The sequence below is a fragment of the Nocardioides solisilvae genome (assembly GCF_003194625.1).
In the GTDB taxonomy this organism is placed as follows: domain Bacteria; phylum Actinomycetota; class Actinomycetes; order Propionibacteriales; family Nocardioidaceae; genus Nocardioides; species Nocardioides solisilvae.
In genome coordinates, this window is the sequence record NZ_QHKX01000001.1 from 611,775 (window position 1) to 635,789 (window position 24,015).

Below are 24,015 nucleotides of genomic sequence, written 5' to 3' on the forward strand. Positions count from 1 at the left end.
GCGAGCGTAGGGCGCCCGCGGGGAGGGTGTCGCGTATCTCCAAGCCTCGGGCGCCGGCCCCCGCCTAGCGTCGGGCCCATGACCGAGAACCTCACCGCCGCCCACGGCGAGCACACCGAGCGCGGGATCCCCCGCGGCTTCACCAGCCTGACCCCGTTCCTCGCCGTCCCCGACGCGCGCGGGGCGATCGCCTTCTACCGCGACGTCCTCGGCGCCCGGGTGGTCGACGTGACCGAGATGGGCGGCGTCGTCGTGCACGCCGACCTCGCGCTCGCCCAGGGGCGGTTCCAGGTGGGCGAGCCGTCGCCCGACTACCACCTCGTGCCTCCGCCGGCCGGGGACGAGGACTGCTACTCCCTCGGCCTGTACGTCGAGGACGCGGACGCCGTCGTCGAGCGGGCCGTGGCCGCCGGGGCGACGCTGCGGGAGCCGCTCGCGACCTTCGTCTCCGGGGACCGGTACGCCAGCATCCGGGACCCCTTCGGGGTCCGGTGGACCGTGATGACCCGGGTCGAGGACCTGTCGGAGGAGGAGAGCGCCAGCCGGGTCGCAGCGTGGGCGGCAGCCCAGGAGTGAAGGCCCGCCTTTCCGCCCGACGTACCGTGGCGGGGTGCCCCCGGAGACCGAGACCGCTGACGTCCCCGCCGGCACCCATGCGCTGCTCGTGGGCGCCGGCGACCTCGGCACGGCCGTCGGCCACCGGCTGGCCGACCGGGGGCACCGGGTGCTGGCGATGCGCCGCCGGGCCGAGCTGGTCCCCGCGCCGCTCGAGGGGCTCGCGGTCGACCTGACCCGGGACGCCCCCGCGCTGCCCCCGCTCGACCTGGAGCACCTCGTCGTCGCGCTGACCGCGCACCCGCGGAGCGAGGAGAGATACCGCGCGACCTACCTCGAGGGCATGTGCCGGGCGCTCGACGCGCTGGAGGCCGCCGGACAGCGGCCGCGGCGCGCGGTGCTGGTCTCCTCGACGGCGGTCTACGGCGTCGTGGCCGAGGGGACGCCCGTCGACGAGACGACGCCTGCGCGCCCCGCGAACGGCCGGGCCCGGGTGCTGCTCGAGGCCGAGGAGGCCTTCCTCGCGCGGGTGCCCGCGGGCACCGTGCTGAGGCTCTCGGGGCTCTACGGGCGCGGACCGAGCCGGCTGGCGGCGAAGGTGCTCGCCGGCGGGATCACCGACCCGGACCGCTGGACCAACCGGATCCACCGGGACGACGCGGTCGGGGCGGTCGTCCACCTGCTCACCCGCGAGGAGCGTCCCGACCGGGTCTACCTCGGCACCGACGACGAGCCGGCGATGATCGGCGACGTCGCGGGCTACCTCGCCGCGCGGCTGGGCGGGCCTCCCCCGCCGCGCCCCGACCCCGCGCTCGCGCACAGCAAGCGGCTGAGCAACGCCCGGCTGCGGGCCTCGGGGTGGGTGCCGACGTACCCGACCTACCGGGAGGGCTACCGCGACTACCCCGTCGCCGACCCGGACCGCCCCCTGGGGGCCTGACCCCCGCGCAGGCGGCCAGGCTGCCGGTCGGTCAGGCGCCGCAGGCGCAGGAGCCGCAGGCCCCGCCGCAGACCGACGCGCCCCGCTCCTCGGGGGCCTCGTCGGCGTGGTCGCGCGCGTACTGCAGCGCCGAGGTGTAGACCGCGCTGGGCTGCGGGCCGCCGACGCCGTACTTGCGGTCGACGACCAGGTAGGGCGCGTCACCGAAGCCGATCTGGGCGGCGGTCGCCTCGTCGACGCGGACGTCGTACCCGTGGTCGTCGGAGCCCAGGAGGGCCTCGACGGCCTCGACCTCCAGGCCGGCCTCGGCACCGAGGCGCCGCAGCACGTCGTGGTCGGTCGGCGACTCCTGCTCGGTGACGAACGCCTTCATCGCCAGCTCGCGGGCGACGTCGCCGCGGCCCCGGGCCGTGGCGAGGTGGACCAGGCGGTGCGCGTCGTAGGTGCTCGGCCGGTCGACCTGGTAGGCGTGCCAGACGACCTCCACCTCGTCGCCGTGCTCCCACTCGGCGAGCGCAGACTCGAGTGCCACCTTGGCGAGGTAGCTGTCGAGGTGGGCGAGGTCGGCCCAGATGTCGATGATCACGGCGTCCACGGTACGCCGGGGCCTGGCGCCGCCGCGAAACGCGCGGGGTCGCTCCCCGCCTCCCCGGACGCAGCCCCTCGGGAGCCGGTCACCCGGGTGCCGGTCAGCCGAAGCAGCCGAGCCAGGCGGGCCGCGGCTCGAGGAGCTGCGGCGGCACCGTCCCGGCGCGGAAGGCGGTGGGGTCCCCGACCCGGTCGCCCACGGAGAGGACGAGGTCGAGGCGGGCGCGGAAGTCCCGGGCGGCGGCGGTCCAGCAGGCCGCCCCGGAGCCGAGGTCGGCGCGGACCTCGGCGCCCACCTCGTCGCCCAGCGCGTGCACGACGACGCCGGCGAGCGGCTCGTGCCCGCCGATCAGGAGGCCCGCGCAGGCGAGAGCGGCCAGCTGTGCCCGAGCCACGACCCCCTCGCTTCCCGGGGCGCTCGCCGGTCCGACCGCCCTGGCCGGGCGTCGACGTCCCTGCCGTCCAGCGTGGCACCGCGTTCGCTCCGAGGACATCCACACAATTGGGCAACCCCTCCCGCCGCCGCGTGGCCTCGGTCACCCGCGTCAACCTCGTGGGCGCGCGGGGGCTGCCGACGGCGGGCGGGAACAACATCCACAGGAAGTTGTTGAACGTTCTATGAAGAAGATCGGATTCCTCTCCTTCGGCCACTGGACGCCGTCCCCGCACTCGCAGACCCGGTCGGCCTCCGACACGCTCCTGCAGTCGATCGACCTGGCGGTCGCGGCCGAGGAGCTGGGGGCCGACGGCGCCTACTTCCGGGTGCACCACTTCGCGCGGCAGCTGGCCTCCCCCTTCCCCCTGCTCGCGGCCGTGGGCGCCCGCACCAGCCGGATCGAGATCGGCACCGGCGTGATCGACATGCGCTACGAGAACCCCCTCTACATGGCCGAGGACGCCGGCGCCGCCGACCTGATCTCCGGCGGCCGGCTCCAGCTCGGCGTGAGCCGGGGATCACCGGAGCAGGTCGTCGACGGCTGGCGCTACTTCGGCTTCCAGCCCGCGCCGGGGCCCGACGGCCAGCCCGGCGACCCCGCCCAGATGGCCCGCCAGCACACGGAGGTGCTGCTCGAGGTGCTCAAGGGCGAGGGGTTCGCCGAGCCGCACCCGCGCCCGATGTTCCCCAACCCGCCCGGGCTGCTGCGGATCGAGCCGCACGCGCCCGGCCTGCGCGACCGGATCTGGTGGGGCGCCGGCTCCCGCGCCACCGCCGAGTGGGCCGCGGAGAAGGGGATGAACCTCATGAGCTCCACCCTGCTCACCGAGGACACCGGCGTCCCCTTCCACCAGCTGCAGGCCGAGCAGATCCAGATGTTCCGCGACGCGTGGAAGGCCGCCGGCCACCAGCGTGAGCCCCGGGTGTCGGTGAGCCGGAGCATCTTCCCGCTCGTCGACGACCGGGACCGCGCCTACTTCGGGGCCGAGGGCACCGGCAGCGACCAGGTGGGGCAGCTCGAGGGCGGACGCGCCCGGTTCGGCAAGTCCTACGCCGCCGAGCCCGACGTCCTGGTCGAGCAGCTGCGCGAGGACGAGGCGATCGCCGCCGCGGACACCCTGCTGCTGACCGTGCCCAACCAGCTCGGGGTCGACTACAACGCCCACGTGCTCGAGAGCCTGCTGACCCACGTGGCACCCGCGCTCGGCTGGCGCTGACCCCCGGCCCCCGGCGTACCCCACGCCCCGGACGTCATCACACGCGGTCGCCCCAACGACCCGCGCTGATGACGTCCGGCGGGGGTGGCCGGGGTGGCGGCCGCCCTGCGGGGATGATCTGCGGCAGGGTTGGGCACAGGGGCCCACGGCCCGGCCGCCGCCGCGGCCGTCGCGCAGGAGGACGGAGAGAGACGTGCTGGGCAGAAGAAGGACGCCGTCGTCGCGGCAGGCACAGCGCACCATCGAGGGGACCTCGGCGCCCGAGATCCCGCCGTTCGTGCCCTCGCCGCCGCCCCCGCCGCCGACCCGCGGTGCCCTGCTCGACACCGTCGGGGGCCGGATGGCCACCTGGGCCGTGCGGTTCCTGCTGATCGGCGCCGCCACCGTCGTGCTGCTCTGGATCCTGGGCAAGATCTGGGACGTCACGCTGCCCGTCGTCCTGGGCCTGCTGCTCGCCACCGTGCTCTGGCCGCCGACCCGGCTGCTGCGCAAGGTGATGCCCGCGGCCCTGGCCGCACTCATCACCCTGCTCGCCGGGATCGGGGTGATGGTCGGGCTCGTCTTCGTCCTCGCCCCCCAGGTCACGGGCCAGTGGGAGGAGGTCTCCGACTCCGCGCTCGAGGGCATCCGCGAGCTGCAGGACCTCATCGCCGAGGAGCCCTTCAACGTCAGCAACGAGCAGATCGACGACGTCTTCGACCAGGTCCTCGAGCAGGCGCAGGGCAACGCCAGCTCGATCGCCGGCGGCGTGCTGACCGGCGTCAGCACCGCCACGTCGTTCCTCATCACCGGCATCCTCGCGCTCGTCCTCTGCTTCTTCTTCCTCAAGGACGGCCCGAAGTTCATCCCCTGGCTGAGCGCGCTGGCCGGCCCCCGCGCCGCCCCGCACGCCGCGGAGGTCTCCCGCCGGCTGTGGGCCACCCTCAGCGGCTTCATCAAGGCCCAGGCCGCGGTCGGCCTCGTCGACGCGATCGCGATCGGGGTCGGGCTGGCGCTGCTCGGGGTGCCGTTCGCGCTGCCCCTGGCCGTGCTCATCTTCTTCGGTGCCTTCATCCCGATCATCGGCGCGTTCCTCACGGGCGCGATCGCCGCGCTGGTCGCGCTGGTCACCGACGGACCGACGACCGCGCTGATCGTGGTGGTCCTCATCGTGGTCGTGCAGCAGCTGGAGGGCAACGTCCTGCAGCCGGTCCTCGTCGGCCGCACCCTCGACCTGCACGCCGCGCTGGTGATCCTCGCCGTCACCGCGGGCGGCGGGCTCGCCGGCATCGTCGGGATGTTCCTCGCCGTCCCGGTGCTCGCCGTCTCGGTGGCGCTGCTGCGCTACGGGCGGGAGCAGCTGGAGGAGGCGACCCAGCGGGAGAAGGTCCCCGAGCCCCGCGGGCCCGCCGTCAAGCTCTGAGCAGCTCTGAGCCCGACGGTCCACGAGGACGTACGACGTCCCGTCAGGTGCGCGGGAGCAGCTCCCGGACCCGCGCGGCCAGCTCGACGGACGCCTCGATCTCGGCGCGGCGCACCGAGACGCTCTCGACGTTGAAGCCGATCGGGGCGCCCAGGCGGGCGGCGTACGCCGTCAGCTCGGCCGCGGTGGCGAGGCACTGGTCGAAGGACTCGGCGAGGGTGTCGTCGGTGTGCCGCAGCTCGTTCTGCATCCACCGCGGCACCTTCACCCCCAGCCACTGCAGGAAGTCCAGCGTCCTCGCGGAGCCGCAGACCGAGAGGGTGAAGACGAGCGGCACCGGGTCGACGCCCTCGTCGCGGCAGGCGTAGGCGTAGTCCGACAGCAGGTCCTTGGCGGCGTTGACGTCGTAGACGACCTGGCTGACGAAGAAGTCGCAGCCCCTGGACTGCTTGGCCAGCAGCCGGGCGTGCTCGCCCCCGCGGTCGACGTGCCGCTCGGGGATGGCCACCGCGCCGAGCAGCACCTCGGGGCCGACCTCGGCGCGCAGCTCCTGCGCCCGCGTGAGGCTGGTCCGCACGGGCTTCTCCCGGGAGGAGGCGCCGACGAAGACCGTGAGCACCCGCTCCGGGTCCTGCCGGGCCAGCCAGCCGGCGAGGTCGGCCTCGTCGTACTTGCCGACGCACCGGTAGATCACCACCGGCCGCTCCCAGCCCTCGAGCTCGGACGCGAACCCGGCGGGGTCGAGCGTCGAGCTGAACGGGAACGGCCGCTCCTCGGGGTTGCGGTCGCTCTCGTCGTCGATGTCGTAGAGGACCAGCCCGTCCAGGTCGAGGCCGGCCAGCCGCTCGACGGTGCGGACCGCGACCTCGCGGACGCGCTCCGGCGGCGTGCCGACGCGCGGCGGCGTCATCCCGAAGAGGACGACGCCGCCGCGGCGCTCCGCCAGCCGACCCGCGAGGCCGGGCTCCCTCAGCACCCTGTCTTCCTCGGCACTTCGCCTACCCTCGGCACTCGGCTCCGCATTCAGCACTCTGCCCCGCCCTCGACGGACCAGCCGCCGTTGGGGTGCTGCACCAGCGCCAGGACGACGACCACCTCGCCGTCGACGGTCACCGACGCCTCGGCCCGCCCGTCGTGGCGGGAGTCGATCGCGACCTCCCCGCCGGGCCGGTTCCAGGCGGCGGCCGCCTCCTCGGGGGTGGTGCCCGCGTCGGGGGTGACCGAGTCGTTCATGAAGACCGAGGCGTTCGGGCCGCAGCCGAGCCGCTCGGTCATCGCCTTCCAGCGGGCCGCGGCGGCGCCGTCGTCCTCGCCCCCACCCTGGCCGCCCTGGCCGCCCTGGCCGGCCTGGCCGCCGAGCCCGGCCTCGCCGACCGCGCGCAGCGTCTCCAGCAGGGACGCCGGCGCCTGCAGCACACCGGGGACCGCCCCGCCCTCGTCGTCCAGGCCGGCCACCCGCTCCCCGGGCAGGCTCGTCACCCGCACCTCGCGGCAGCCGAACCCGTCCACCACGACGCCGGTCAGGTCGCCGGCGTCGGCCGTCACGAGCATCCAGCGCGGGCCGAGCTCCATGGTGCAGGAGCGGTCCGACTCGGCCGGCTCCAGCGCCGCGAGGTCGCGCTCGAACGCCGCGAGCGCCTCCCCGTCCACGGGCTGGGGGCCGCCGTACCGCTGCCACTCCTCGCCCGCCGCGTCGTACCGGCAGACCCACGCCTCCTCGACCGCGCCCAGCTCGGGGGACGCGGCCGCGGGCTCGGACTGTGCCGTCGCGTCCGCGGGGGGCTCGGGCAGCGAGGCGGGGCAGGGCTCCCCCTCCTGCGCCGCGAGCTCGTCGACGACCTCGGGCGTGGCCGCGGGCGCCGAGCCGGAGCCCGCCTCGCCCGAGCCGTCGTCGCTGCCGCAGGCGCCGAGCGCCAGCACGAGCGTGAGGGCCGGGGCGAGCAGCACGGGGGTCTTGCGGAAGGCGGCCGGGACGAGGCGGGACGTGGTCTTCATGCGGGTGTGACGCGGCCCGCGGGCGAGCGGTTCCACCTCACGCGTCCTCGCGCGGGGTGGCCGGGAGCGTGACCACGAACGTCGTGCCCATGCCCAGCGCGGAGGTGAAGGTGATCGTGCCCCCGTGGCGCTCCACGGCCTGGTGGACGATCGACAGGCCCAGCCCGCTGCCCGGGGAGGCGAGCGCCTCGGGGTTGGTCGAGCGGAAGAACTCCTCGAAGAGGTGCTCCTGGTCGGCCTCCGACATGCCCAGACCGGTGTCCGCGACCTCGAGGACGACGGCGTCCCCGGTGCGCTGGAGGCGCACGGTCACGGTGCCGCCGCCGGGGGTGTACTTCACCGCGTTGCTCAGCAGGTTGGTGACCACGAGGTCGAGCTCCTGCCTCTCGCCCCAGGCGTGGACGTCGCCGCACGGACCCTCGCGCTCGACGTGCAGGCCCTTGCGCAGCACCTCGACGCCGAGCAGGTCGAGCGCCTCGTCGACCACCGCGGCGAGGTCGACGGCGACCGGGACGAGCGGGCGCTGCTCACCGTCGGCCCGGGAGAGGACGAGCAGGTCCTCGACGAGCTGCTGCATCCGCTTGCCACCCCGCTCGATCACCTCGATCGAGTGCAGCACCCCGTGCGGCAGCTCGGGGTCGCCGTCGAGGATCTCGACGTGGCCCAGGATCGCGGTCAGCGGGTTCTTCAGCTCGTGGGCCAGCGTCGAGATCAGCCGGGCCTTGTAGCCGTTGACCTCGCGGAGCTCCGCGACGACGCGCCGCTCCTTCTCGAAGGCGCGGGCCGTGGCCAGGGCGCGGCCGAGGTCGCGGCCGATGTCGAGGGCGGCCCGCTGCTCGCCCGGGGTCCAGCCGTGGTCGGACTCCTTGCGGCTGAGCACGAGCGTGCCGAGGCACTCGCGGCCGGCCCCGATCGGCACGCTGAGCAGGCGGGTGATCCCCAGCTCGGCCATCGTCTCGTAGACGCGCTGCTGCTCCTCCTCGGGGAGCACCCAGTCGGGCGTGGTCGCGCCGTCGAAGACCGTCACGCCCTGGAGGTCCCACATCTGACGGGCCACCACCCGCCCGATCAGCTTGAGCTCGTGCGGCAGCTCGACGGTGCGCCCCCGGTCGTCGCGCACCGCGTCGTGGCCGAGCTCGTCGCCCTTGAACGCCTGGATCCAGACGCCCGAGGCACGGAAGCCCTCCATGATCGCGTGCTGGCAGACCTCGACGATCCGGGCGAGCGTGAGCTCGGAGCTGACGGCGCGCACGATGGTCCGGGACACGCCCGCGAGCCTGACCCGCTCGGTCAGCTCGACGTCCATCGTGCTGGTCATCGTCCGGCGCCCCTCACCCCACGCCCCAGGAGGGACGTCCCCCGACGAGGGTAGGGTTACCGCTCGGTAGACGTCCATAGGACAAGACAACCCGACCGGGCCAAAGGTCCCGGAACGTCGAAGTGGCCGCCGCGGCCCCCTGCTGGACCACGACGACCACCGTGGAACATGGGTACCCGCCGCCCGCCGCACAAACCGGTGGATGTGCATTCCGCGCAAGCCGCGGCGCCGGTCGGGACTACTGGTCCCGGCGCACCTGCTCCAGCTGGCCGTCGAGCACCTTCTGCGCGACGCTGCCCAGCTTGATGTTGAGCTCCTGCGACGCCCGGCGCAGCACCTGGAAGGCCTCCTCGTCGGAGATGCCGTGCGCCGCCATCAGCAGGCCGGTGGCCTTGCCGATCACCCGGTTGCTCACCAGCCCCTCGCGCAGGGTGCCCGCCTGCTGGGCGTGGGCGGCCGCGCCGAGGGCGATGGAGGCGAACGCCGCGAGCACCGCGCCGATGCTGGCCGAGCGCTCGTCGAGGGCGCCCGGCGTCTCGGAGAAGATGTTGAGAGCGCCCGCCTTCCGCGACCCCACCCGGATCCGGTAGCCGATCATCCCGCGCACCGGGGTCTCCGCCAGGACGCGGCGACCCAGCTCGGGCCACGTGCAGCCGTCGGTGAGGTCGCTCTCCATCTGGAACGCCTCCTCCACGATCGCGTCGTAGCAGGGCCCCTCGCGGAGCTCCCCCTCCATGTCGTCGATCTTCTGCGCGAGCGGGCTCGTGGCGCCGTGCGCGGTGAGCTCGCCGCCCCCGACGAGCACGCTGATGGCGGCGTGGTGGCAGCCGGGGACCACCTCGAGGGCCGTCCGCGTGATGGCGGCGTAGACGTCGGGGTAGTCGGGACGGTCGTAGACGATCTCAGCGAGCGCGGTGAGGGCGCGGGAGACGTCGTCCGGGATCTGCTCGGGCACCGGACGATTATGCGGCACCCGGGCGTGTCGCGCACGACGTCCGCTCCGTGACCTCGTCGGGACGGTCCCGACGATCCCTCCGATCCCACCGGTCACGCAGGACCTCGGTCAGGCGGGATCCACCGTCAGGCCGGACCCGCCGCCTGCGGTCGCTCGACCGCGGCGGCCAGGTGGTCGGGGGCCTGGAGGCAGTAGGAGTCGGTGAGGGCCTCGCCCAGCTCCTCCCAGTCGGTGCGCTCGTCGAGCAGCATCCCGATGAGGTTGCCGCCCCACCCCACGCGGAAGTAGGGGTCGCCGAGGTGCTCGAAGGCGGCGACCTCGTCGGGCTCACCGCGGAAGGTGACCCGGAAGAGCTGGTCCTCGCCCCCGAAGACGTGGGCCACCGTGGCGCCCCGCACCCGCCAGCGCGTCCCCGTCCAGGCGGCCTCGCGGGCGCAGCCGGGGAGCCGGCCGAGCACCGCGTCGATCCGCTCGACCCACGCCTCGGGCACCTCGGGTCGGTCTGCCAGCGCCATGCCCCGAGACTGCCACGCGACGCCGACACCGGTGCGCCACGATGGGCGGGTGAACACCTACACCCACGGCCACCACGAGTCCGTGCTGCGCTCGCACCGATGGCGGACGGCCGAGAACTCCGCGCCCCACCTGCTGCCGCACCTGACCCCGGAGACCGTGCTGCTCGACGTGGGCGCCGGGCCGGGGACGATCAGCGTCGACCTTGCCTCCCGGGTCGCGTCGGTGACCGCGACCGAGGTGGGCGAGGCGGAGCTGGCACTGAGCCGCGACTTGGCCGACGAGCGCGGAGTGACCAACATGCGGTTCGAGGTGCAGGACGTGCACGCCCTCGACGTCCCCGACGACACCTACGACGTCGTGCACGCCCACCAGGTCCTGCAGCACGTGGCCGACCCGGTGCGGGCGCTGCGGGAGATGCGCCGCGTCACCCGCCCCGGAGGCCTCGTCGCAGTCCGGGACAGCGACTACCACGGGTTCACGTGGTTCCCGGCCGTCCCCGAGCTGGACGAGTGGATGGACCTCTACCAGGCCGCGGCGCGCGCCAACGGCGGCGAGCCGGACGCCGGCCGCCGGCTGCTCTCGTGGGCGCGGGAGGCCGGCTTCACCGACGTCGTCGCGACCTCCTCCACGTGGTGCTTCACCGACGACGCCGACCGGGGGTGGTGGGGCGGGATGTGGGCCGACCGGATCCTCGAGTCCGCCATGGCCGCCCAGCTCCTCGACGAGGGCCGCGCGACCCGTGCCGACCTCGAGCGCCTCTCCGCCGGCTGGCGCCGGTGGGCCGAGCAGCCCGACGGGTTCTTCTCGATCCTGCACGGCGAGGTGCTGTGCCGGGCGTGACCGGGCCCGACCGGGCGCAGGCCCGGCTGCGGGTCGCCGGCGTCGACGACCTCAGCGCGCGCGAGCTGCACGACCTCCTGCGGCTGCGCGTCGACGTCTTCGTGGTGGAGCAGGCCTGCGCCTACCCCGAGGTCGACGGGCGCGACGTCGAGCCGACCACCCGGCACGTGTGGCTGGAGGAGGACGGCGCCCCCGTCGCGGTGCTGCGGGTGCTGCGCGACCCCGACGCCGTCGTCCTCGGGCGCGTCGCCACGCGGGCGGACCGGCGGGGTCACGGGTACGCCGCCCGGCTGGTCGCCGCGGCGCTCGAGCTGGTCCGCGCCGAGCGGGACACGCTCGTGCGGATCGGCGCCCAGGCCCACCTCGAGGAGTGGTACGCCGGGTTCGGCTTCCGCCGCAGCGGCGCCGACTACCTCGAGGACGGGATCCCTCACCTGCCCATGGAGCTGGTGCTCCCCGGCGCCGACCGGGGAGTCGCTGGAACGGTCTGATTCACTGGCCGGATGACCAGCCAGACCTCCACCCGCGCCCTCGTCGCCGCCTCCGCCGGCGCCCCCTTCGAGCAGCGCACCGTCGAGCACCGCGCCCTGCGCGACGACGACGTGCTCATCGACATCGCCTTCGCCGGCATCTGCCACAGCGACATCCACCAGGTCCGCGAGGAGTGGGGCAGGGCGATCTTCCCCATGGTGCCCGGCCACGAGATCGCCGGCACGGTCGCCGCGGTCGGGTCGGCCGTCACCCGGCACAAGGTCGGCGACCGGGTCGGCATCGGCTGCATGGTCGACTCGTGCGGGGAGTGCGAGTTCTGCAAGGACGGCGAGGAGCAGTTCTGCGTCAAGGGCGCGGTGATGACCTACAACGGCCGCGGTTACGACGGCGAGGAGACCAAGGGCGGCTACGCCCAGCGGGTCGTCGCCTCCGAGCGGTTCGTCGTCCGGATCCCCGAGGGGGTCGGCCTCGACGAGGCGGCACCCCTGCTCTGCGCGGGTATCACCACGTGGACCCCGCTGCGCCGGTACGGCGTGGGCGAGGGCAGCAAGGTCGCCGTCATCGGGCTCGGCGGGCTCGGCCACATGGCGGTGAAGCTGGCGCGCGCCCTCGGCGCCGAGGTGACCGTGCTGAGCCGGAGCGAGGCCAAGCGGGACGACGCAGTCGAGCTCGGTGCCACGGCGTACGTCGCCACCGAGGACCCGGCCGCCCTCAAGCCGCTGCGCAGCAGCTTCGACCTGGTCGTCAACACGGTCAGCGCCGACCTGCCGATCGGCTCCTACCTCAAGCTGCTCAAGCCGCTCGGCACCCTGGTCAACGTCGGCCTCCCGCCGGGCGCCTTCGAGGTGCCGCCCGGGATGCTGGTGGGCGGGAGCCGGTCGCTGGCCGGCTCCAACATCGGCGGCATCCCGGCGACCCAGGAGATGCTCGACTTCTGCGCGGAGCACGGCATCGGCGCGACCATCGAGACGATCTCGGCCGACCAGGTGGACGAGGCCTACGACCGCGTGGTCGCCGGCGACGTGCGCTACCGGTTCGTCATCGACACCTCGACGATCGCCTGACGGCGGTCCCCTCCGCCGGAGCCCGCCGGAGACCCGGCGGAGGGTCCGGTCAGTCGGCGGCCCCGGCCAGCCAGGGGCAGATCAGGTCGCGGGTGCGCAGGTGCTCGCGGCCCGGGTCGGCCAGCACCGCGTGCAGGCGGTCTGCCGGCTCCGCTCCCGTCGTCCCTGGTGCGGGCGGGAGGGAGACCTCGACGACGGGCACCCGCGGCGCGGCGGGCTCGAGCAGGACCTCGACGTCGTTGACGCCGTGGCCGGCCGGGTGCACGGTCACCGGCCCGAGCCGACGCAGCATGGCCAGCGAGGCGGGGTTGTCCTGCAGCACCTCGGTGAGCACCCGCGTCACGCCGGGCGGCCGCTTCGCCACGAGGACGGGGAGGAGCGCGGAGGCGACGCCCCGCCCCTGCCAGTCGTCCTTGACGGTCACCGCGAGGTCGGCGGCGTCCGGGAGGTCGGGGTAGCGGACCATCCGTCCGATCGCGACCGGGTCGAAGACGTCGGGCGCGGTCTCGGCCACCAGGACCAGCGCGACGTGGTCGACGCCGTCCACGTCGTCGACCAGATGGCTCAGCATCGAGTCGCTCAGCCGGGTCATCGGCGCGAGGAAGCGCAGGCGCCGCGACTCCGGCGACAGCTCGCGGAAGGCCTCGGCCAGCCGCTCGCGGTCGGTGCGCTCCAGCCTCAGGACCCACGCCTCGGTGCCGTCGCGCAGCCTCACCTCCTGGGGCATCGCGCGGACCTCCTGCTGGCGGGAAAGGACGCCCCGACCCTAGGGCAGCCGCCCGGCCCGGCGCTGCGGAACGCCCGTGCCGGAACGGGGTGGGTCCGCGGGCCGTGCCTACGCTGACCGCATGGGCGAAGGAGCGCGGACACCGGAGCGGACCCCCGACGGTCACCACCTGGTCATCGACGGCCGCAGGTGGCGGGTCACCGACCCTCTGATCCCCGAGGAGCGGCGGGCCGAGCTGACCCGGGTCCTCATGGCGTGGCGCCGCGAGGTGCGCCGGACGAAGGGGACCGACGAGGAGCGGGCCTCGCGCGACGGCGTCCAGGCGGCCAAGGTCGCGCTCGGGGAGCGCGGCACGCCCTGGTGGGAGCAGTCGGACGACGAGCGCCGGGCGCGCTGGTCCGCCGACGTCCCGGTCCCCACGGGCGAGGAGGCGACGTGAGCCGCCGCGTCAGTCGCGGCTCTCCAGCGGGTCGTCCGGGACCTGCTCGATCCACTCCAGCAGCCGCTTCTCGGCGTCGCCGAGGAACTCCGGCTCGTCCTCGACCCAGCCGCCGTCCCCGGTCGAGGTGGTGAACGTCCACCCCTCGGTCGTCTCGCCGTGGCCGCCCTCCGTCCCCTCCCAGAGGACGACGTGCGCCGGCTCGTCGAGCTCGGCGACGATCTGCTCGGCGGCCTGGATCGTGTGGTCGTAGCCGGCGTCGCGGCTGAAGCGCCACACGACGACGTGGACGGGCAGGTCGCGCTCCGCGATGGCGGCGGCGACGGCCGCCTCGCCCTCCTCGTCGAGCATCGACCGCCCGTCGACGGTCACGTGGACCCGGTCGTCGGCCAGCCCGGCGACCGCCTCGAGCACCCGGTCACCGGGCTCGGCTGGGCGGGGGTCGGCCCAGCCGGCCACGTCCGCCCGCTCGTCGCGTCCGTCGAAGAGCTCCAGGACCGTCATGGAGACGGCCACCCCCACGACCAGGGAGAGCACGGCGCGCACCGCCGTCACCGGGGCGCTCACCGCTCCACCCCTCCTGCGCGCAGCGCGTCGGCCGCCGGGCGCCACAGGTCGTCGACGAAGGCGCCGTACCCGGCGCGCGACCACACGGTGTCGTGCTCGTACCAGGGCCGCGTGCGGCCGAGCGGGCCGGCGGCGACCTCCATCGGCCACAGCCGCTCCGCGTCGGCGCACGCCGCGCAGGCCGGGACCTCGAGCAGGCGGTCGGCGACGGGGACCCGGCGGGTCCGGGTGCCCTCGCCGTGGCGCGGGTCGACGAAGCAGGGGCGCCACGGCTGCCCCCCGGGCCGCGGGCCGCGGCCGGAGACGTGCCGGGCGACCTCGTCCCGGGCCACCCGGGCCAGCACCAGGGCTCCGACGAGGTCGCCCAGGTCGTCGCGGCCGGTCCCGGTCCGCTCGAGCAGGGTGCGGGCGGTGTCGTAGGAGCCGTCCACCCGCACCCGCGCCTGCTCGCCCAGTCCGCCCTCGCCCAGCGCGCCGGCCAGCTCCGTCGCGAGTGCCTCGAGCTCGAGCTCGGCCTCGGCCCGGACGTCCTCCGGGCCGGGCTGCTCGGGCGCGGTCCCGCGCTCCAGCGCCGCCCTGCGGGCGGCGGCGAGCCGGTCGGCCACGACCCCGGAGACCACGAACGCGGCACCCGCGGCGAAGGCGCCGAAGAGCAGCGCCAGGACCCAGGTGCTGCCGTCGGCCCCCGCCCCGTCGTCCCCGCCGGCGTGCCAGTCCTCCGGGGCGCGCCAGGGGTCCTGCTGGGCGAAGGACGCCCACTCGCTCGGCTCGATCTCGCCGTCCCGGAGCAGGACGGTCAGCTCGCGGGCGATCAGTCCCGGCTCGGAGAGCCCGTAGTTCGCCCCGCCGCCCGGGGCGTTCTCGCTGGCCGCCCTGCCGGCGAGCTCCTCGCCCGGGGCGTCGCCGAAGCTGACGACCTCGGTGCCGAGGTACTCCCCCTCCCGGGTGTGGACGGCGATCACGGCGTCGCCGCCGCCGAGGCGCTGGTGCAGGAGGGTCGCCACCTCGCGCGCGGCGTCCTCGCCGGTCACGTCGACCACCTGGGGCACCATCGCGACGTAGACCGGGAAGTCCGCCTCCTCGACGATCTCGTGCAGGCCCTCGCGGACCTCCTCGGTGCGGCCGTTGCCGAACATCTGCGGCACCTGGACCGGGTCCTCGCGCAGCGCCGTGGCGAGCTCGTCGAGGGTGGGGTCGAGCAGCTCGCCCATCAGCGCCCACCTCCGGTGTGCAGCCGCCGGACCAGGTCGGGCTCGAGCGCCCCGAAGCCGGTGAGGGCCCACGGCTCGCGGTCGGTCTCGAAGTAGTGGCGCGGGGTGCCGTCGACCACGACGTCGAGGGTGTCGGGGCGGCGCCCGGCCTCGAGGTCGGCGCGGCAGGCGCGGCAGATCGGCGCCTCCACCGTGCGTCCGTCGGCCTCGAGGGTGCGGTCGACGGTCGCCGTCCCGTGCAGCGGGTTGAGGAAGCAGGGCGTGGACGGCTCGAACGCCGACCCGCGCTCGGCGGCGGCCAGCGCCTCCAGCCCGCGGGTGGCGAGCACCACCGCGCCGACGGCGTCGAGGGGGTCGACCGCCGCGTCGGCGGAGTCGGCGGGCAGCACCCGTCCGGCAGCCTCGTAGTGGTCGAGCGCGGCGGCCCAGGCCGCGGCCCCGCCGCTGCCCGCCCCCGCCGGGGACATCTCGGTGGCGTCGATCGCCTCGCCGAGGGCGAGGACGTCCTGGCGGGCGCGGCGTACCAGCTCGGCGTCGCCGGCGGCGCGCACCCGCTCCAGCACCGATCTCGGCAGCACGAAGGTCTGCGGGGCGGCCAGCCGCTCGCGACGGCGTCGGCGGAACCGGCCCAGCAGCGCGAGCGCCACCGCCCCCAGGAGCAGGACGCCCACCACGTCGCCCACGCCGTTCTCGTCGTCGGCGAAGGGGATCCACCCGGCCACGCCGGTGCCCTCCTGGTCCTGCCGCTCCTCGGACCGGACCTCGAGCCAGTCGGAGCGGGCCTGCTGGGCGTCGCGCACCTCCTGCTCGAAGGTGCCGTCGGCCAGCGACGCGAGGACCAGCTGCAGCCCGTCGCCGAGCGGGAAGCCGCTGTCGGGGACCCCGCCCTCGGCGTTGCCCCAGCTCAGCACGTCCTCGACGTCGGAGGTGATCTCGCCGCGCTCCGCGACGTCGCCCCACTGCTGCACCGAGAGGAACACGCGCGAACCGTCGACGAGGACGGGGTCGCCGGCGGTCTTCTCGCCCGGCCCGGGCTGGTAGGCGGCGTTCAGGCCGACGTAGAGCCCGTCGGGCCCGCCGGCGTCGTGGACCCGGAACAGCAGGTCGTCGCCCCGGCTGGTCCCCCCGCCCTCCGGCGGCACGAGGACCACGTGGAGCGGGATCCCGGACTCGCGGGCCTGGGCGCTGATCGCGTCCAGCTGCTCCGCGGGGACCCAGTCCTGCGCGCCGGGCGCGACGTGGACGCCGTCCTCCCGGAGGTCGGCGACGATGGCCTCGACGTCGGCCGCGTCGCTCACCAGGTCAGCTCGATCTCCAGCTCGTTCTCGTCTCCGCCGATCTCGACCTCGACCTTGAGCTGGACCTCGTCGGGCACCTCGACGGTGATCCGGTGACCGTTCTTCACCATCTCCACCGAGTTGTGGCGCGCCAGCGCGTCGGCGAGCGCCCGCAGCTTGGCGGCGGCCTCCTCGCGGCTCATCCTCCCGGTCTCGTCGATCTCCAGCAGCTCGCTCACGGTGGTCCTCCTCGTGTCACGGGTCGGGTGCTGGGGCAGACGGTATCCGGACGTCCCGCGCCACCGCACCGCGCCACCGCCGGGCGCCTCGACGTGGGATCCTCCCCCGCATGAGCCACGCGACCCTCGACCCCGACACCCCGCGCCCCGTCCGCGACGTGACCGGGGCCGGCGACGCCCGGAGGGCCCTGCTGCTGCGCACCGGGAAGCACCCGGTCGCGGCGGAGGCCTACAAGATCGTCTCGATCGTCCTGGGCGCCGTCGTCTTCGCGGTGGGCCTTGAGGGCTTCCTCATCCCCAACGACTTCCTCGACGGCGGCGTGGTCGGCGTCTCGATCATCGCCGCGCGCTTCGTCGACGTCCCGATGGGCCTCTTCATCGGGCTGCTCAACCTGCCCTTCGTGGTGCTCTCCTGGGTGATGGTCGGCCGACGCAGCGCGGTGCGGACCGGGATCGGGATCGCCACGCTGTCGGCGGCGACGATCGTCTTCCACCACATGGAGCCGCTGACCGACGAGTCGTGGCTCGCCCTGGTCTGCGGCGGCGCGATGATCGCGGTGGGCATCGGCGTCGCGCTGCGCCACGGTGGCGCGCTTGACGGCAGCGAGGTGCTGGCGACCATCCTGGCCAGCCGGACGCCGTTCACCGTCGGCCAGCTGATCCTCTACGTCAACCTCGCGATCTTCGCGGTCGCCGGCTTCGTCATCTCCTGGGAGTCGGCGCTGCTGTCGGCCGTCCTCTTCTACGTCGTGGTCAAGGACCTCGTCGACCAGATCGCCCACGGCGAGTCGGGAGCCCGGCAGGTCAAGGTGGTCACCGAGCGCCACGAGGAGGTCGCCCGCCTCGTCTCCAGCCACACCAACCGGCCGGTCCTGCTCGACCGGGTCCAGCGCTACTTCCCCGACACCGGCCTGGCGGAGGACGTCTGGGTCCTCACCTTCGCCACCACCCGGCTCGAGGAGGTGGCGATCGTCGAGGAGATCGAGGCGGTCGACCCGGCAGCCAACATCACCTTCTCCGACATCGCCAACCTGCACGGTCCGATGGCGGAGTCGATGACGCTCCAGCACTGAGCCGACGCGCGGGCGGCGCCCGGGGGCCGGTCAGTCCTCGGGCAGCTCGGCGAACTGCTTCTTCGTCGCGAAGTACCAGCCCAGCGACTGCTTCGGCCGCCGCCACCGGCCCTTCATCGCGTCGCGCGCCTCCTGGTGGGTGGCGTCGCCGGCCTTCTCGGCCTCCTTGAGGTGCTGGTCCTGGGCGTTGATCACGTCGTCGGCGGTCTCGCCGCGGTGGGCGAGGTCGCAGGGTCCGCCGAGCTGCCGGCAGGTCATCGTCTTCACGGTCTTCTCCTCACGGGTCGTTGCTCCACCCTCCTGACGCGCGGGCCGGCCCGGGTGTGACGGCCCGGGTGCGACGGCCCGGGTGCGACGGCTCGGGTGCGACGGCTCAGACGTGGCCGCTGAGCTGGGCGAGGCGGAGGGCCAGGGCGTCGACCATCGCGTCCGCCTCCTTCGCGGTGACGCCGGCCCCCTTGCCGCCCTCGCTGCAGACGGGGAGGACGTCGACGGAGAGCCGCGCCCCGCCGGCCAGCGCCCGCAGCTCGTCGAGCCGGTCGCCGAACGGCGTCCCGCTGCCCGGGGAGTAGTGGGCGAGCGCCTCGTCGACACGGTCGGGGAAGAGGTCGGTCTTGGTCACGGCCACCACCAGCCACACCGGGCGGTCGCGCCGGACCGCCATCGAGGCGATCCGGTGGGCCGTGATGGTCCAGTCCTCGAGCTCGGCCGCGAGCAGCTCCTCCCGGGTCGCGGACCCCGGACCCGTGGTGCCGGCGGTGCGCCGCGGCGTCGCGTGCCCCCAGGCGACGACGTGGACGACGCCGTCCACGGGCTCGTCGTGGAAGACCTCGTCGAGCGCCCCCAGACGGGTCGCGGCGTTGTCGCCGGGCACCACGAGGAAGCGGAAGCCCCGCAGGCGGCTGCCGCGGCGGGTACGGCGCTCCATCACCGCCGAGCCGACCTCGGCGGTGGCGGCGTGGGTGGCGCGCCGCGAGAGCCGGTCGGCCAGGCGGGTCTTGCCCACGCCCGTCATCCCCGTGACGGCGACGACCGGAAAGCGACGGCGGAAGAGGTGGCCCACGCGTTCCGGGGCGCTGGCGAGGCCGTGACGGATCCGGGCGGCGGGGCGGGGCACGGGGCGCGGCACGTCCCCGAGCCTACGGGGTCGGTGGCGCCGACTACCGTCGTCCGGGTGACCGACACCCCCAGGCCCGAGGACGAGGGACTCGTCCTGCCCGAGTGGGTGCGTCTCGTGACGCCGCGCGTCCTGGAGCAGCTGGTCGGCCCGCCGACCTTCCAGCGCGGCGTGACCTACCAGCGTCGCCGCGCCGTCCACGACCTGCGGGTCGGGCCCGACGGTCGGGCGCTGTCGGCCAGCGTGCTCGGCACGGTGCCCTACCGGACGACCGTGCGCCCGGAGTCCCGGACGGGCGACGGGCTGCCCTCCAGCCCCGACGACCTCGACGTGGACTGCCGCTGCAGCTGCCCCGTGCAGGTCGACTGCAAGCACGCCGTCGCGGTGCTCCTGGAGGCCCGCGCCCAGCTGGGCGTCGCCAGCACGGCGGCCCCGAGCTGGGAGCGGCTGCTCGCACCCGTGGTCCAGGCCGTCCGGGAGGACGGCGCCGGCGACAGCGACACCACGCCGCTGGCGCTCCACGTCGACCTCGTGCCGGGGGAGGACTCGCCGCAGCAGGGCCACCTGCGCGACCCCCGCGTGCAGCTGCGGCCGCTCGCCCGCGGGACGACGGGCTGGGTGCGGTCGGGCGTCGGGTGGGCCGACCTGCAGTTCGCCCACCACTGGCGCCACTTCGACCCGGCGCAGCGCGACGCCCTGGTCGCGCTCGCGCAGGCCGAGCGGACGAGGACGGCCGGCCAGTGGTCCGCGACGCAGGTGGTCTCGGCGCAGGTGCTGGGCCCGTCGCTGTGGCGGCTGCTCGACGACGTGGTCGCGGCCGGCGTCCCGCTGGTCACGGGTCCGCGCTCCAGGGAGCCCGTGGTCCTGGCCGACGAGCCCGTCGAGGTGCGGATCGACCTGGTGCGCGACGCCGACGGCACGCTCGTGCTGCGCCCCAGCCTCGACCTCGCGCCGCTCGGCGACGCGGTCGGCCCGCCGGAGCTCTTCGGCACCCCGCCCCACGGGGTCGCCGTCCGCACCCCCGACGGCCTCGCCCTCGCCCCCCTCGGCCGCGCGCTCACCGGGCCGCTGGCCGACGTCTTCCGGGCCGGCGAGGAGCTGACCGTCCCGGGCGACGACGAGCCGCGCTTCTGGACGGGCTTCTACCCCGCGCTGCGCCAGCTGGTCGAGCTCGGCTCCTCCGACGGCAGCGTCACTCCGCCCGAGGTGGAGCCGCCGCAGCTGGCGCTGCGGGTGCTCTTCGAGCCCGGCCACCGCACCGCGCTCGCGTGGTCGTTCCGCTACCGGGTGGGCTCCGGCGTCGCCGACGTGCCGCTGTCCCGGCACCCCGTCGGGCCGGGTGTCGGTCAGGGCGGCGGGCCGGACGGGGAGCACGGCGTCGTCCGGGACGCCGGCGAGGAGGAGCGGCTGCTGGCCGCCCTGGGCCCCGACCTCGCGCCCGTCCCCGGGCTGGTGCGGCGGCTGCCGGGGCGGCCCCGCCCCGAGGTCGTCCCGGCCCCCGTCCTCGAGGGGGCGGCGACCGTCGACTTCGTCGACCTGGTGCTGCCGGTGCTGCAGGAGCGCAAGGACGTGGAGGTCGAGGTCGAGGGGTCCGCCCTGGAGTACGTCGAGGCCGAGGGCGACGCCGTCGTCGAGCTCGCCACCGACGACCACGGCCAGGAGGACTGGTTCGACCTCGAGATCACCGTGAGCGTCGGGGAGCGCCGGCTGCCGCTGGCCGACCTGCTGACCGCCCTCGCCCTGGGTGAGGAGCGGCTGATCCTGCCCGACGGCACGTGGTTCCGGCTCGACGCGCCCGAGCTGCACGAGCTGGCCCGGCTGGTCGAGGAGGCGCGCCGGCTGCACGACCAGGAGGGTGAGGGGCTGCGGGTCAACCGGTTCCAGGCCGGCTACTGGGAGGAGCTGGTGGCGCTCGGCGTCGTCACCCGGCAGAGCGAACGCTGGCAGCGGTCGGTGGGCGCCCTGCTGGCGCTCGACGAGGTCCCCCGGCCCGACCCGCCCCCGACGCTGACGGCGACGCTGCGCGAGTACCAGCTCGACGGCTACCGCTGGCTCTCCTTCCTCTGGGACCACCGGCTCGGCGGCGTGCTCGCCGACGACATGGGGCTGGGCAAGACCCTGCAGACCCTCGCGACCCTCGAGCGCGCCCGGCTGGCCGGCTCCCTCACCCCCGGGGCGCCGGTCCTCGTCGTCGCCCCCACCAGCGTGGTCGCCGTCTGGGAGCACGAGGCGGCCAAGTTCGCCCCGGGGCTGCGGGTGGCGACCGTGGGGCGCACGAGCCGGTCGGGCGGCGGCCCCGGCGACGACGCCCTGGCGGGCGCCCACGTCGTCGTCACGTCGTACGCGCTGCTGCGGATCGACGGCGACGAGTACGCCGCCCGGCCCTGGGCGGCGCTCGTCCTCGACGAGGCCCAGGCGGTGAAGAACAGGAAGGCGAAGACCTACCAGGTGGCCCGCCGGATCGAGGCGTCGGTCAAGATCGCGATCACCGGCACCCCGCTGGAGAACTCGCTGATGGACCTGTGGTCGCTCATGTCGATCGTGGCGCCCGGCCTCTTCCCCAGCCCCGAGCGGTTCGCCGAGGTCTTCCGCAGGCCCATCGAGTCGGGGCGCGCGCCCGAGCTGCTGCCGGTGCTGCGGCGGCGGATCCGTCCGCTGATGCTGCGGCGGACCAAGGAGTCGGTGGCCCGCGACCTGCCACCCAAGGTCGAGCAGGTGCTGGCGGTGCCGCTCAACGCCCAGCACCGGCGGATCTACGACACCCACCTGCAGCGCGAGCGGCAGCGGATCCTCGGCCTGCTCGACGACGTCGACGGCAACCGGATCGCGATCCTCGCGGCGCTCACCCGGCTGCGTCAGCTCAGCCTCGACGTCCACCTCGTCGACCACGACGCCCCGCCCGGCGTCCGCTCCAGCAAGGTCGACGCGCTGCTCGAGCAGCTCGTCGAGGTGGTCGCGGAGGGGCACCGCTGCCTGGTCTTCAGCCAGTTCACCCGCTTCCTCGCCACGGTCCGGGAGCGGCTCGCCGCCGAGGGCCTCGACCACGTCTACCTCGACGGCCGCACCCGCGACCGCGCCGCCCGCGTCGCCGAGTTCACCGAGGGGGACGCCCCGGTCTTCCTGATCAGCCTCAAGGCCGGCGGCTCGGGCCTCACGCTCACGGAGGCCGACTACGTCTTCGTGCTCGACCCGTGGTGGAACCCGGCCGTCGAGGCGCAGGCCGTCGACCGGACCCACCGGATCGGCCAGGACAAGACGGTGATGGTCTACCGGCTCGTCTCGGAGGGGACGGTCGAGGAGAAGGTCGTGGAGCTCCAGCAGCGGAAGCGGGACCTCTTCGACCGGGTGGTCGACCAGGGCGGCGCGATCGCGGCTCCGCTGAGCGCCGACGACATCCGCGGCCTGCTCGACGGCTGAGCCGCGTCGGGTCAGGTCCGGCGGACCACGCGGGCCGGGACTCCCACCGCGACCACGCGCTCGGGCAGGTCGTCGAGCACCACGCTGCCGGCCCCGACGACCGTGTCCGCGCCGATCGTGACGCCCGGGCCCACGGTCACCGACGCCCCCAGCCACACGTTCTCACCGAGCACCACCGGCAGGGCCCTCTCCCAGCCCTCGCGGCGCCGGTCGTGGTCGTCGACCGGGTGGAGGGCCGTCATCAGCCGGGCGCCCGGACCGATCCGGGTGTCCGCGCCGATCGTGATCGTGGCGTCGTCCATGAGGAAGGCGTCGGCGTTGACGAAGACCCGGTCCCCGAGGTGCACGTGGCTGCCGTAGCTGCACCGGAAGGTCGGGACGACGTCCACGCCCTCGCCGAGCCCGCCCAGCAGCTCACCCAGGACACCCGCCCGAACGTCGTCCTCGTCGCTGCCGGCGCGGTTGAAGCGGTCGAGGAGGCGGGCGCAGGCGCGGCGCAGCCCGGCGAGCTCCTCGTCGTCGAGGTACCACTCGCCGCGAGCCAATCTCTCCCGCTGCTCCCCCACGGCGGGAAGTCTCGCACCGAGAGGGGCGGAGACGCCGGACGCGACCGGGAAGTGGTCAGGAAGTGGTCACGGGGAGGGGTTCGAGAGGTCCTGGAAGACCTCCGCGTGACCACTCGCTGCTCCAGCGCTCAGCCGCGGGGAGTCGCGCCGTCCCGACGGACGACGCGGGCCAGCACGTCGGCGTCGGCCCGGAAGGTGATCCGGGCGACGCGGCCGTCGGCGACGACGAAGTCGAAGAGCACCTTCGCCTCGCCGCGGTGGAACCACGCCGACCCCGGCCGGTCGTCGACCGCGACCGGAAGCGCGGCCTGCGCGCTGCCGTTGAAGAACTCGGCGACCGTCCGACGACCCTCGATCCGCTCGGGGGTCCCGACGAGCACGGCCGCCTCGTCGGCCCCGACCACCACGTCGGGCGCGAGGAGCCGCACCAGCCGCTCGAAGTCGCCCTCGCGGGCGGCCGCCATGAAGGCGTCGACCACTTCCCAGTCGGCCAGGGCGTCCTCCGCGACGGGGAGCCGGACCTTGGCCCGCGCCCGCGACGCCAGCTTGCGGGCCGCGATCGGGGTGGTGCCGAGGACGGCGGCCACCCGGGCGAACTCGAAGCCGAAGGAGTCGTGCAGCACGAAGGCCACCCGCTCGTCGGGGGTGAGCCGGTCGAGCACCACCTGCAGCGCCACCCCGACGGTGTCGGCGAGGGCCACCTCGTCGGCGGGGTCGGGCGCGGTGTCCTCCACCTCGACCTCCTCGACGGGCACCGGGGTGCGGGCGCGGAGCCGGTCGAGGCAGAGCCGCGTGGTGACCGTGGTCAGCCACGCCGGCAGGCTCTCGATCGGGGCGCCGCTGCCCCCGCCGTCGCCGGTGACCGTGCGGTGCAGCCGCAGCCACGCCTGCTGCACGACGTCCTGCGCCTCGTCGGCGTCCCCCAGCACCCGGGTGGCCAGTGCCACCAGCCGCGGCCGCTCCCGCTCGAACTCCTGCGTCGTCATCGCGCTCCTCCGTCCCGGTCCCACCCTCCTGACGCGAGGCGACCCGCCGAGGTGACGGACCCGGCCGGCTACCCCGGC

At 75.0% G+C, this 24,015-nt stretch carries 26 protein-coding genes; 10 read left to right on the forward strand and 16 right to left on the reverse strand.

All coding sequences use genetic code 11. From position 1 onward, the window contains the following. Window positions 1-78: 78 nt before the first annotated feature. Both DNK53_RS02910 and DNK53_RS18290 read left to right on the forward strand, forming a co-directional pair. The gene (locus DNK53_RS02910; RefSeq protein ID WP_110180773.1) at window positions 79-576 is read left to right on the forward strand and encodes a VOC family protein; all 498 of its coding nucleotides are present in this window, start codon (window positions 79-81) and stop codon (window positions 574-576) included. 34 nt (window positions 577-610) lie between these two features. Beyond that, window positions 611-1,495, forward strand: a complete 885-nt coding sequence (locus DNK53_RS18290; protein WP_204163719.1) for an NAD-dependent epimerase/dehydratase family protein — start codon at window positions 611-613, stop codon at window positions 1,493-1,495. A gap of 31 nt (window positions 1,496-1,526) precedes the next feature. On the opposite strand, the gene DNK53_RS02920 is transcribed toward DNK53_RS18290, so the two are convergent. Together DNK53_RS02920 and DNK53_RS02925 are read right to left on the reverse strand one after the other, a co-directional pair. Then, on the reverse strand, window positions 1,527-2,081 hold the full coding sequence (locus tag DNK53_RS02920; RefSeq protein WP_162599735.1) for a DsbA family protein: 555 nt from the start codon (window positions 2,079-2,081) through the stop codon (window positions 1,527-1,529). A 103-nt stretch (window positions 2,082-2,184) separates the two neighbouring features. Further along, window positions 2,185-2,478: a hypothetical protein gene (locus DNK53_RS02925; protein ID WP_110180775.1), complete on the reverse strand. Its 294-nt coding sequence runs from the start codon at window positions 2,476-2,478 to the stop codon at window positions 2,185-2,187. Window positions 2,479-2,701: 223 nt separating this feature from the next. Between DNK53_RS02925 and DNK53_RS02930 the strand changes: the two genes are divergently transcribed. Together DNK53_RS02930 and DNK53_RS02935 are read left to right on the forward strand one after the other, a co-directional pair. After that, window positions 2,702-3,736: an LLM class flavin-dependent oxidoreductase gene (locus DNK53_RS02930; RefSeq protein WP_110180776.1), complete on the forward strand. Its 1,035-nt coding sequence runs from the start codon at window positions 2,702-2,704 to the stop codon at window positions 3,734-3,736. Between the two features lie 193 nt (window positions 3,737-3,929). Beyond that, window positions 3,930-5,138, forward strand: coding sequence for an AI-2E family transporter (locus DNK53_RS02935; RefSeq protein WP_162599736.1), 1,209 nt, complete (start codon window positions 3,930-3,932; stop codon window positions 5,136-5,138). 43 nt (window positions 5,139-5,181) lie between these two features. Here the strand turns inward: DNK53_RS02935 and DNK53_RS02940 are convergent, their stop codons facing one another. The 5 genes from DNK53_RS02940 to DNK53_RS02960 all read right to left on the reverse strand — a co-directional run bounded on the left by DNK53_RS02940 (window position 5,182) and on the right by DNK53_RS02960 (window position 9,921). After that, on the reverse strand, window positions 5,182-6,114 hold the full coding sequence (locus tag DNK53_RS02940) for a methylenetetrahydrofolate reductase (RefSeq protein WP_239456330.1): 933 nt from the start codon (window positions 6,112-6,114) through the stop codon (window positions 5,182-5,184). 47 nt (window positions 6,115-6,161) lie between these two features. Next, a complete protein-coding gene (locus tag DNK53_RS02945; protein WP_162599737.1) occupies window positions 6,162-7,133 on the reverse strand; it encodes a hypothetical protein in 972 nt (323 codons plus the stop codon). Window positions 7,134-7,170: 37 nt separating this feature from the next. Next, entirely contained in the window at window positions 7,171-8,451 is a 1,281-nt protein-coding gene (locus DNK53_RS02950; RefSeq protein ID WP_110180779.1) for a GAF domain-containing sensor histidine kinase, read from the reverse strand. A gap of 238 nt (window positions 8,452-8,689) precedes the next feature. After that, complete coding sequence (locus DNK53_RS02955; RefSeq protein ID WP_110180780.1) at window positions 8,690-9,406, reverse strand: ANTAR domain-containing protein; 717 nt, start codon at window positions 9,404-9,406, stop codon at window positions 8,690-8,692. Between the two features lie 125 nt (window positions 9,407-9,531). Further along, window positions 9,532-9,921, reverse strand: coding sequence for an MmcQ/YjbR family DNA-binding protein (locus DNK53_RS02960; protein WP_110180781.1), 390 nt, complete (start codon window positions 9,919-9,921; stop codon window positions 9,532-9,534). A gap of 49 nt (window positions 9,922-9,970) precedes the next feature. On the opposite strand from DNK53_RS02960, the gene DNK53_RS02965 reads away from it, so the two are divergent. Genes DNK53_RS02965 through DNK53_RS02975 form a run of 3 tightly spaced genes read left to right on the forward strand, consistent with a single transcriptional unit; the run spans window position 9,971 to window position 12,318 of the window. Then, the gene (locus DNK53_RS02965; protein ID WP_110180782.1) at window positions 9,971-10,762 is read left to right on the forward strand and encodes a class I SAM-dependent methyltransferase; all 792 of its coding nucleotides are present in this window, start codon (window positions 9,971-9,973) and stop codon (window positions 10,760-10,762) included. Further along, the gene (locus DNK53_RS02970; protein ID WP_110181377.1) at window positions 10,759-11,253 is read left to right on the forward strand and encodes a GNAT family N-acetyltransferase; all 495 of its coding nucleotides are present in this window, start codon (window positions 10,759-10,761) and stop codon (window positions 11,251-11,253) included. Before DNK53_RS02965 ends, DNK53_RS02970 begins: the two co-directional genes overlap by 4 nt. A gap of 12 nt (window positions 11,254-11,265) precedes the next feature. Beyond that, the gene (locus DNK53_RS02975; protein ID WP_110180783.1) at window positions 11,266-12,318 is read left to right on the forward strand and encodes an NAD(P)-dependent alcohol dehydrogenase; all 1,053 of its coding nucleotides are present in this window, start codon (window positions 11,266-11,268) and stop codon (window positions 12,316-12,318) included. A 49-nt stretch (window positions 12,319-12,367) separates the two neighbouring features. Here DNK53_RS02975 and DNK53_RS02980 read toward each other — a convergent pair whose 3' ends face one another. Continuing rightward, on the reverse strand, window positions 12,368-13,045 hold the full coding sequence (locus DNK53_RS02980; protein ID WP_110180784.1) for a GNAT family N-acetyltransferase: 678 nt from the start codon (window positions 13,043-13,045) through the stop codon (window positions 12,368-12,370). A gap of 121 nt (window positions 13,046-13,166) precedes the next feature. On the opposite strand from DNK53_RS02980, the gene DNK53_RS02985 reads away from it, so the two are divergent. Then, window positions 13,167-13,484: a hypothetical protein gene (locus tag DNK53_RS02985; RefSeq protein ID WP_110180785.1), complete on the forward strand. Its 318-nt coding sequence runs from the start codon at window positions 13,167-13,169 to the stop codon at window positions 13,482-13,484. Window positions 13,485-13,493: 9 nt separating this feature from the next. On the opposite strand, the gene DNK53_RS02990 is transcribed toward DNK53_RS02985, so the two are convergent. The 4 genes from DNK53_RS02990 to DNK53_RS03005 are packed head-to-tail and all read right to left on the reverse strand — an operon-like array spanning window position 13,494 to window position 16,778. After that, on the reverse strand, window positions 13,494-14,051 hold the full coding sequence (locus DNK53_RS02990; RefSeq protein ID WP_110180786.1) for a hypothetical protein: 558 nt from the start codon (window positions 14,049-14,051) through the stop codon (window positions 13,494-13,496). Beyond that, on the reverse strand, window positions 14,048-15,262 hold the full coding sequence (locus tag DNK53_RS02995) for a hypothetical protein (RefSeq protein ID WP_110180787.1): 1,215 nt from the start codon (window positions 15,260-15,262) through the stop codon (window positions 14,048-14,050). The genes DNK53_RS02990 and DNK53_RS02995 overlap by 4 nt, the downstream gene beginning before the upstream one ends. Further along, window positions 15,262-16,560: an Rv1476 family membrane protein gene (locus DNK53_RS03000; RefSeq protein ID WP_110180788.1), complete on the reverse strand. Its 1,299-nt coding sequence runs from the start codon at window positions 16,558-16,560 to the stop codon at window positions 15,262-15,264. The genes DNK53_RS02995 and DNK53_RS03000 overlap by 1 nt, the downstream gene beginning before the upstream one ends. Further along, the gene (locus tag DNK53_RS03005; protein WP_204163721.1) at window positions 16,557-16,778 is read right to left on the reverse strand and encodes an amphi-Trp domain-containing protein; all 222 of its coding nucleotides are present in this window, start codon (window positions 16,776-16,778) and stop codon (window positions 16,557-16,559) included. Before DNK53_RS03005 ends, DNK53_RS03000 begins: the two co-directional genes overlap by 4 nt. Before the next feature lie 110 nt (window positions 16,779-16,888). On the opposite strand from DNK53_RS03005, the gene DNK53_RS03010 reads away from it, so the two are divergent. Further along, the gene (locus DNK53_RS03010) at window positions 16,889-17,851 is read left to right on the forward strand and encodes a YitT family protein (RefSeq protein WP_110180789.1); all 963 of its coding nucleotides are present in this window, start codon (window positions 16,889-16,891) and stop codon (window positions 17,849-17,851) included. 30 nt (window positions 17,852-17,881) lie between these two features. On the opposite strand, the gene DNK53_RS03015 is transcribed toward DNK53_RS03010, so the two are convergent. Both DNK53_RS03015 and DNK53_RS03020 read right to left on the reverse strand, forming a co-directional pair. Continuing rightward, the gene (locus DNK53_RS03015; RefSeq protein WP_239456375.1) at window positions 17,882-18,109 is read right to left on the reverse strand and encodes a hypothetical protein; all 228 of its coding nucleotides are present in this window, start codon (window positions 18,107-18,109) and stop codon (window positions 17,882-17,884) included. Window positions 18,110-18,224: 115 nt separating this feature from the next. Continuing rightward, window positions 18,225-18,980, reverse strand: a complete 756-nt coding sequence (locus DNK53_RS03020) for a hypothetical protein (RefSeq protein ID WP_204163722.1) — start codon at window positions 18,978-18,980, stop codon at window positions 18,225-18,227. A 45-nt stretch (window positions 18,981-19,025) separates the two neighbouring features. Between DNK53_RS03020 and DNK53_RS03025 the strand changes: the two genes are divergently transcribed. After that, window positions 19,026-22,385, forward strand: a complete 3,360-nt coding sequence (locus DNK53_RS03025) for a DEAD/DEAH box helicase (RefSeq protein ID WP_110180792.1) — start codon at window positions 19,026-19,028, stop codon at window positions 22,383-22,385. An 11-nt stretch (window positions 22,386-22,396) separates the two neighbouring features. On the opposite strand, the gene DNK53_RS03030 is transcribed toward DNK53_RS03025, so the two are convergent. Both DNK53_RS03030 and DNK53_RS03035 read right to left on the reverse strand, forming a co-directional pair. Then, complete coding sequence (locus tag DNK53_RS03030; RefSeq protein ID WP_110180793.1) at window positions 22,397-22,951, reverse strand: sugar O-acetyltransferase; 555 nt, start codon at window positions 22,949-22,951, stop codon at window positions 22,397-22,399. A gap of 128 nt (window positions 22,952-23,079) precedes the next feature. Further along, complete coding sequence (locus DNK53_RS03035; protein ID WP_110180794.1) at window positions 23,080-23,937, reverse strand: sigma-70 family RNA polymerase sigma factor; 858 nt, start codon at window positions 23,935-23,937, stop codon at window positions 23,080-23,082. Window positions 23,938-24,015 lie beyond the last annotated feature (78 nt).

Bases quoted from the DNA above. Each gene is read 5' to 3' on its own strand.
- DNK53_RS02910 (WP_110180773.1), top strand. From the start codon at position 79: ATGACCGAGAACCTCACCGCCGCCCACGGCGAGCACACCGAGCGCGGG.
- DNK53_RS02930 (WP_110180776.1), top strand. From the start codon at position 2,702: ATGAAGAAGATCGGATTCCTCTCCTTCGGCCACTGGACGCCGTCCCCG.
- DNK53_RS02945 (WP_162599737.1), bottom strand. From the start codon at position 7,133: ATGAAGACCACGTCCCGCCTCGTCCCGGCCGCCTTCCGCAAGACCCCC.
- DNK53_RS02950 (WP_110180779.1), bottom strand. From the start codon at position 8,451: ATGACCAGCACGATGGACGTCGAGCTGACCGAGCGGGTCAGGCTCGCG.
- DNK53_RS02960 (WP_110180781.1), bottom strand. From the start codon at position 9,921: ATGGCGCTGGCAGACCGACCCGAGGTGCCCGAGGCGTGGGTCGAGCGG.
- DNK53_RS02975 (WP_110180783.1), top strand. From the start codon at position 11,266: ATGACCAGCCAGACCTCCACCCGCGCCCTCGTCGCCGCCTCCGCCGGC.
- DNK53_RS02980 (WP_110180784.1), bottom strand. From the start codon at position 13,045: ATGCCCCAGGAGGTGAGGCTGCGCGACGGCACCGAGGCGTGGGTCCTG.
- DNK53_RS02985 (WP_110180785.1), top strand. From the start codon at position 13,167: ATGGGCGAAGGAGCGCGGACACCGGAGCGGACCCCCGACGGTCACCAC.
- DNK53_RS02995 (WP_110180787.1), bottom strand. From the start codon at position 15,262: ATGGGCGAGCTGCTCGACCCCACCCTCGACGAGCTCGCCACGGCGCTG.
- DNK53_RS03010 (WP_110180789.1), top strand. From the start codon at position 16,889: ATGAGCCACGCGACCCTCGACCCCGACACCCCGCGCCCCGTCCGCGAC.
- DNK53_RS03015 (WP_239456375.1), bottom strand. From the start codon at position 18,109: ATGACCTGCCGGCAGCTCGGCGGACCCTGCGACCTCGCCCACCGCGGC.
- DNK53_RS03035 (WP_110180794.1), bottom strand. From the start codon at position 23,937: ATGACGACGCAGGAGTTCGAGCGGGAGCGGCCGCGGCTGGTGGCACTG.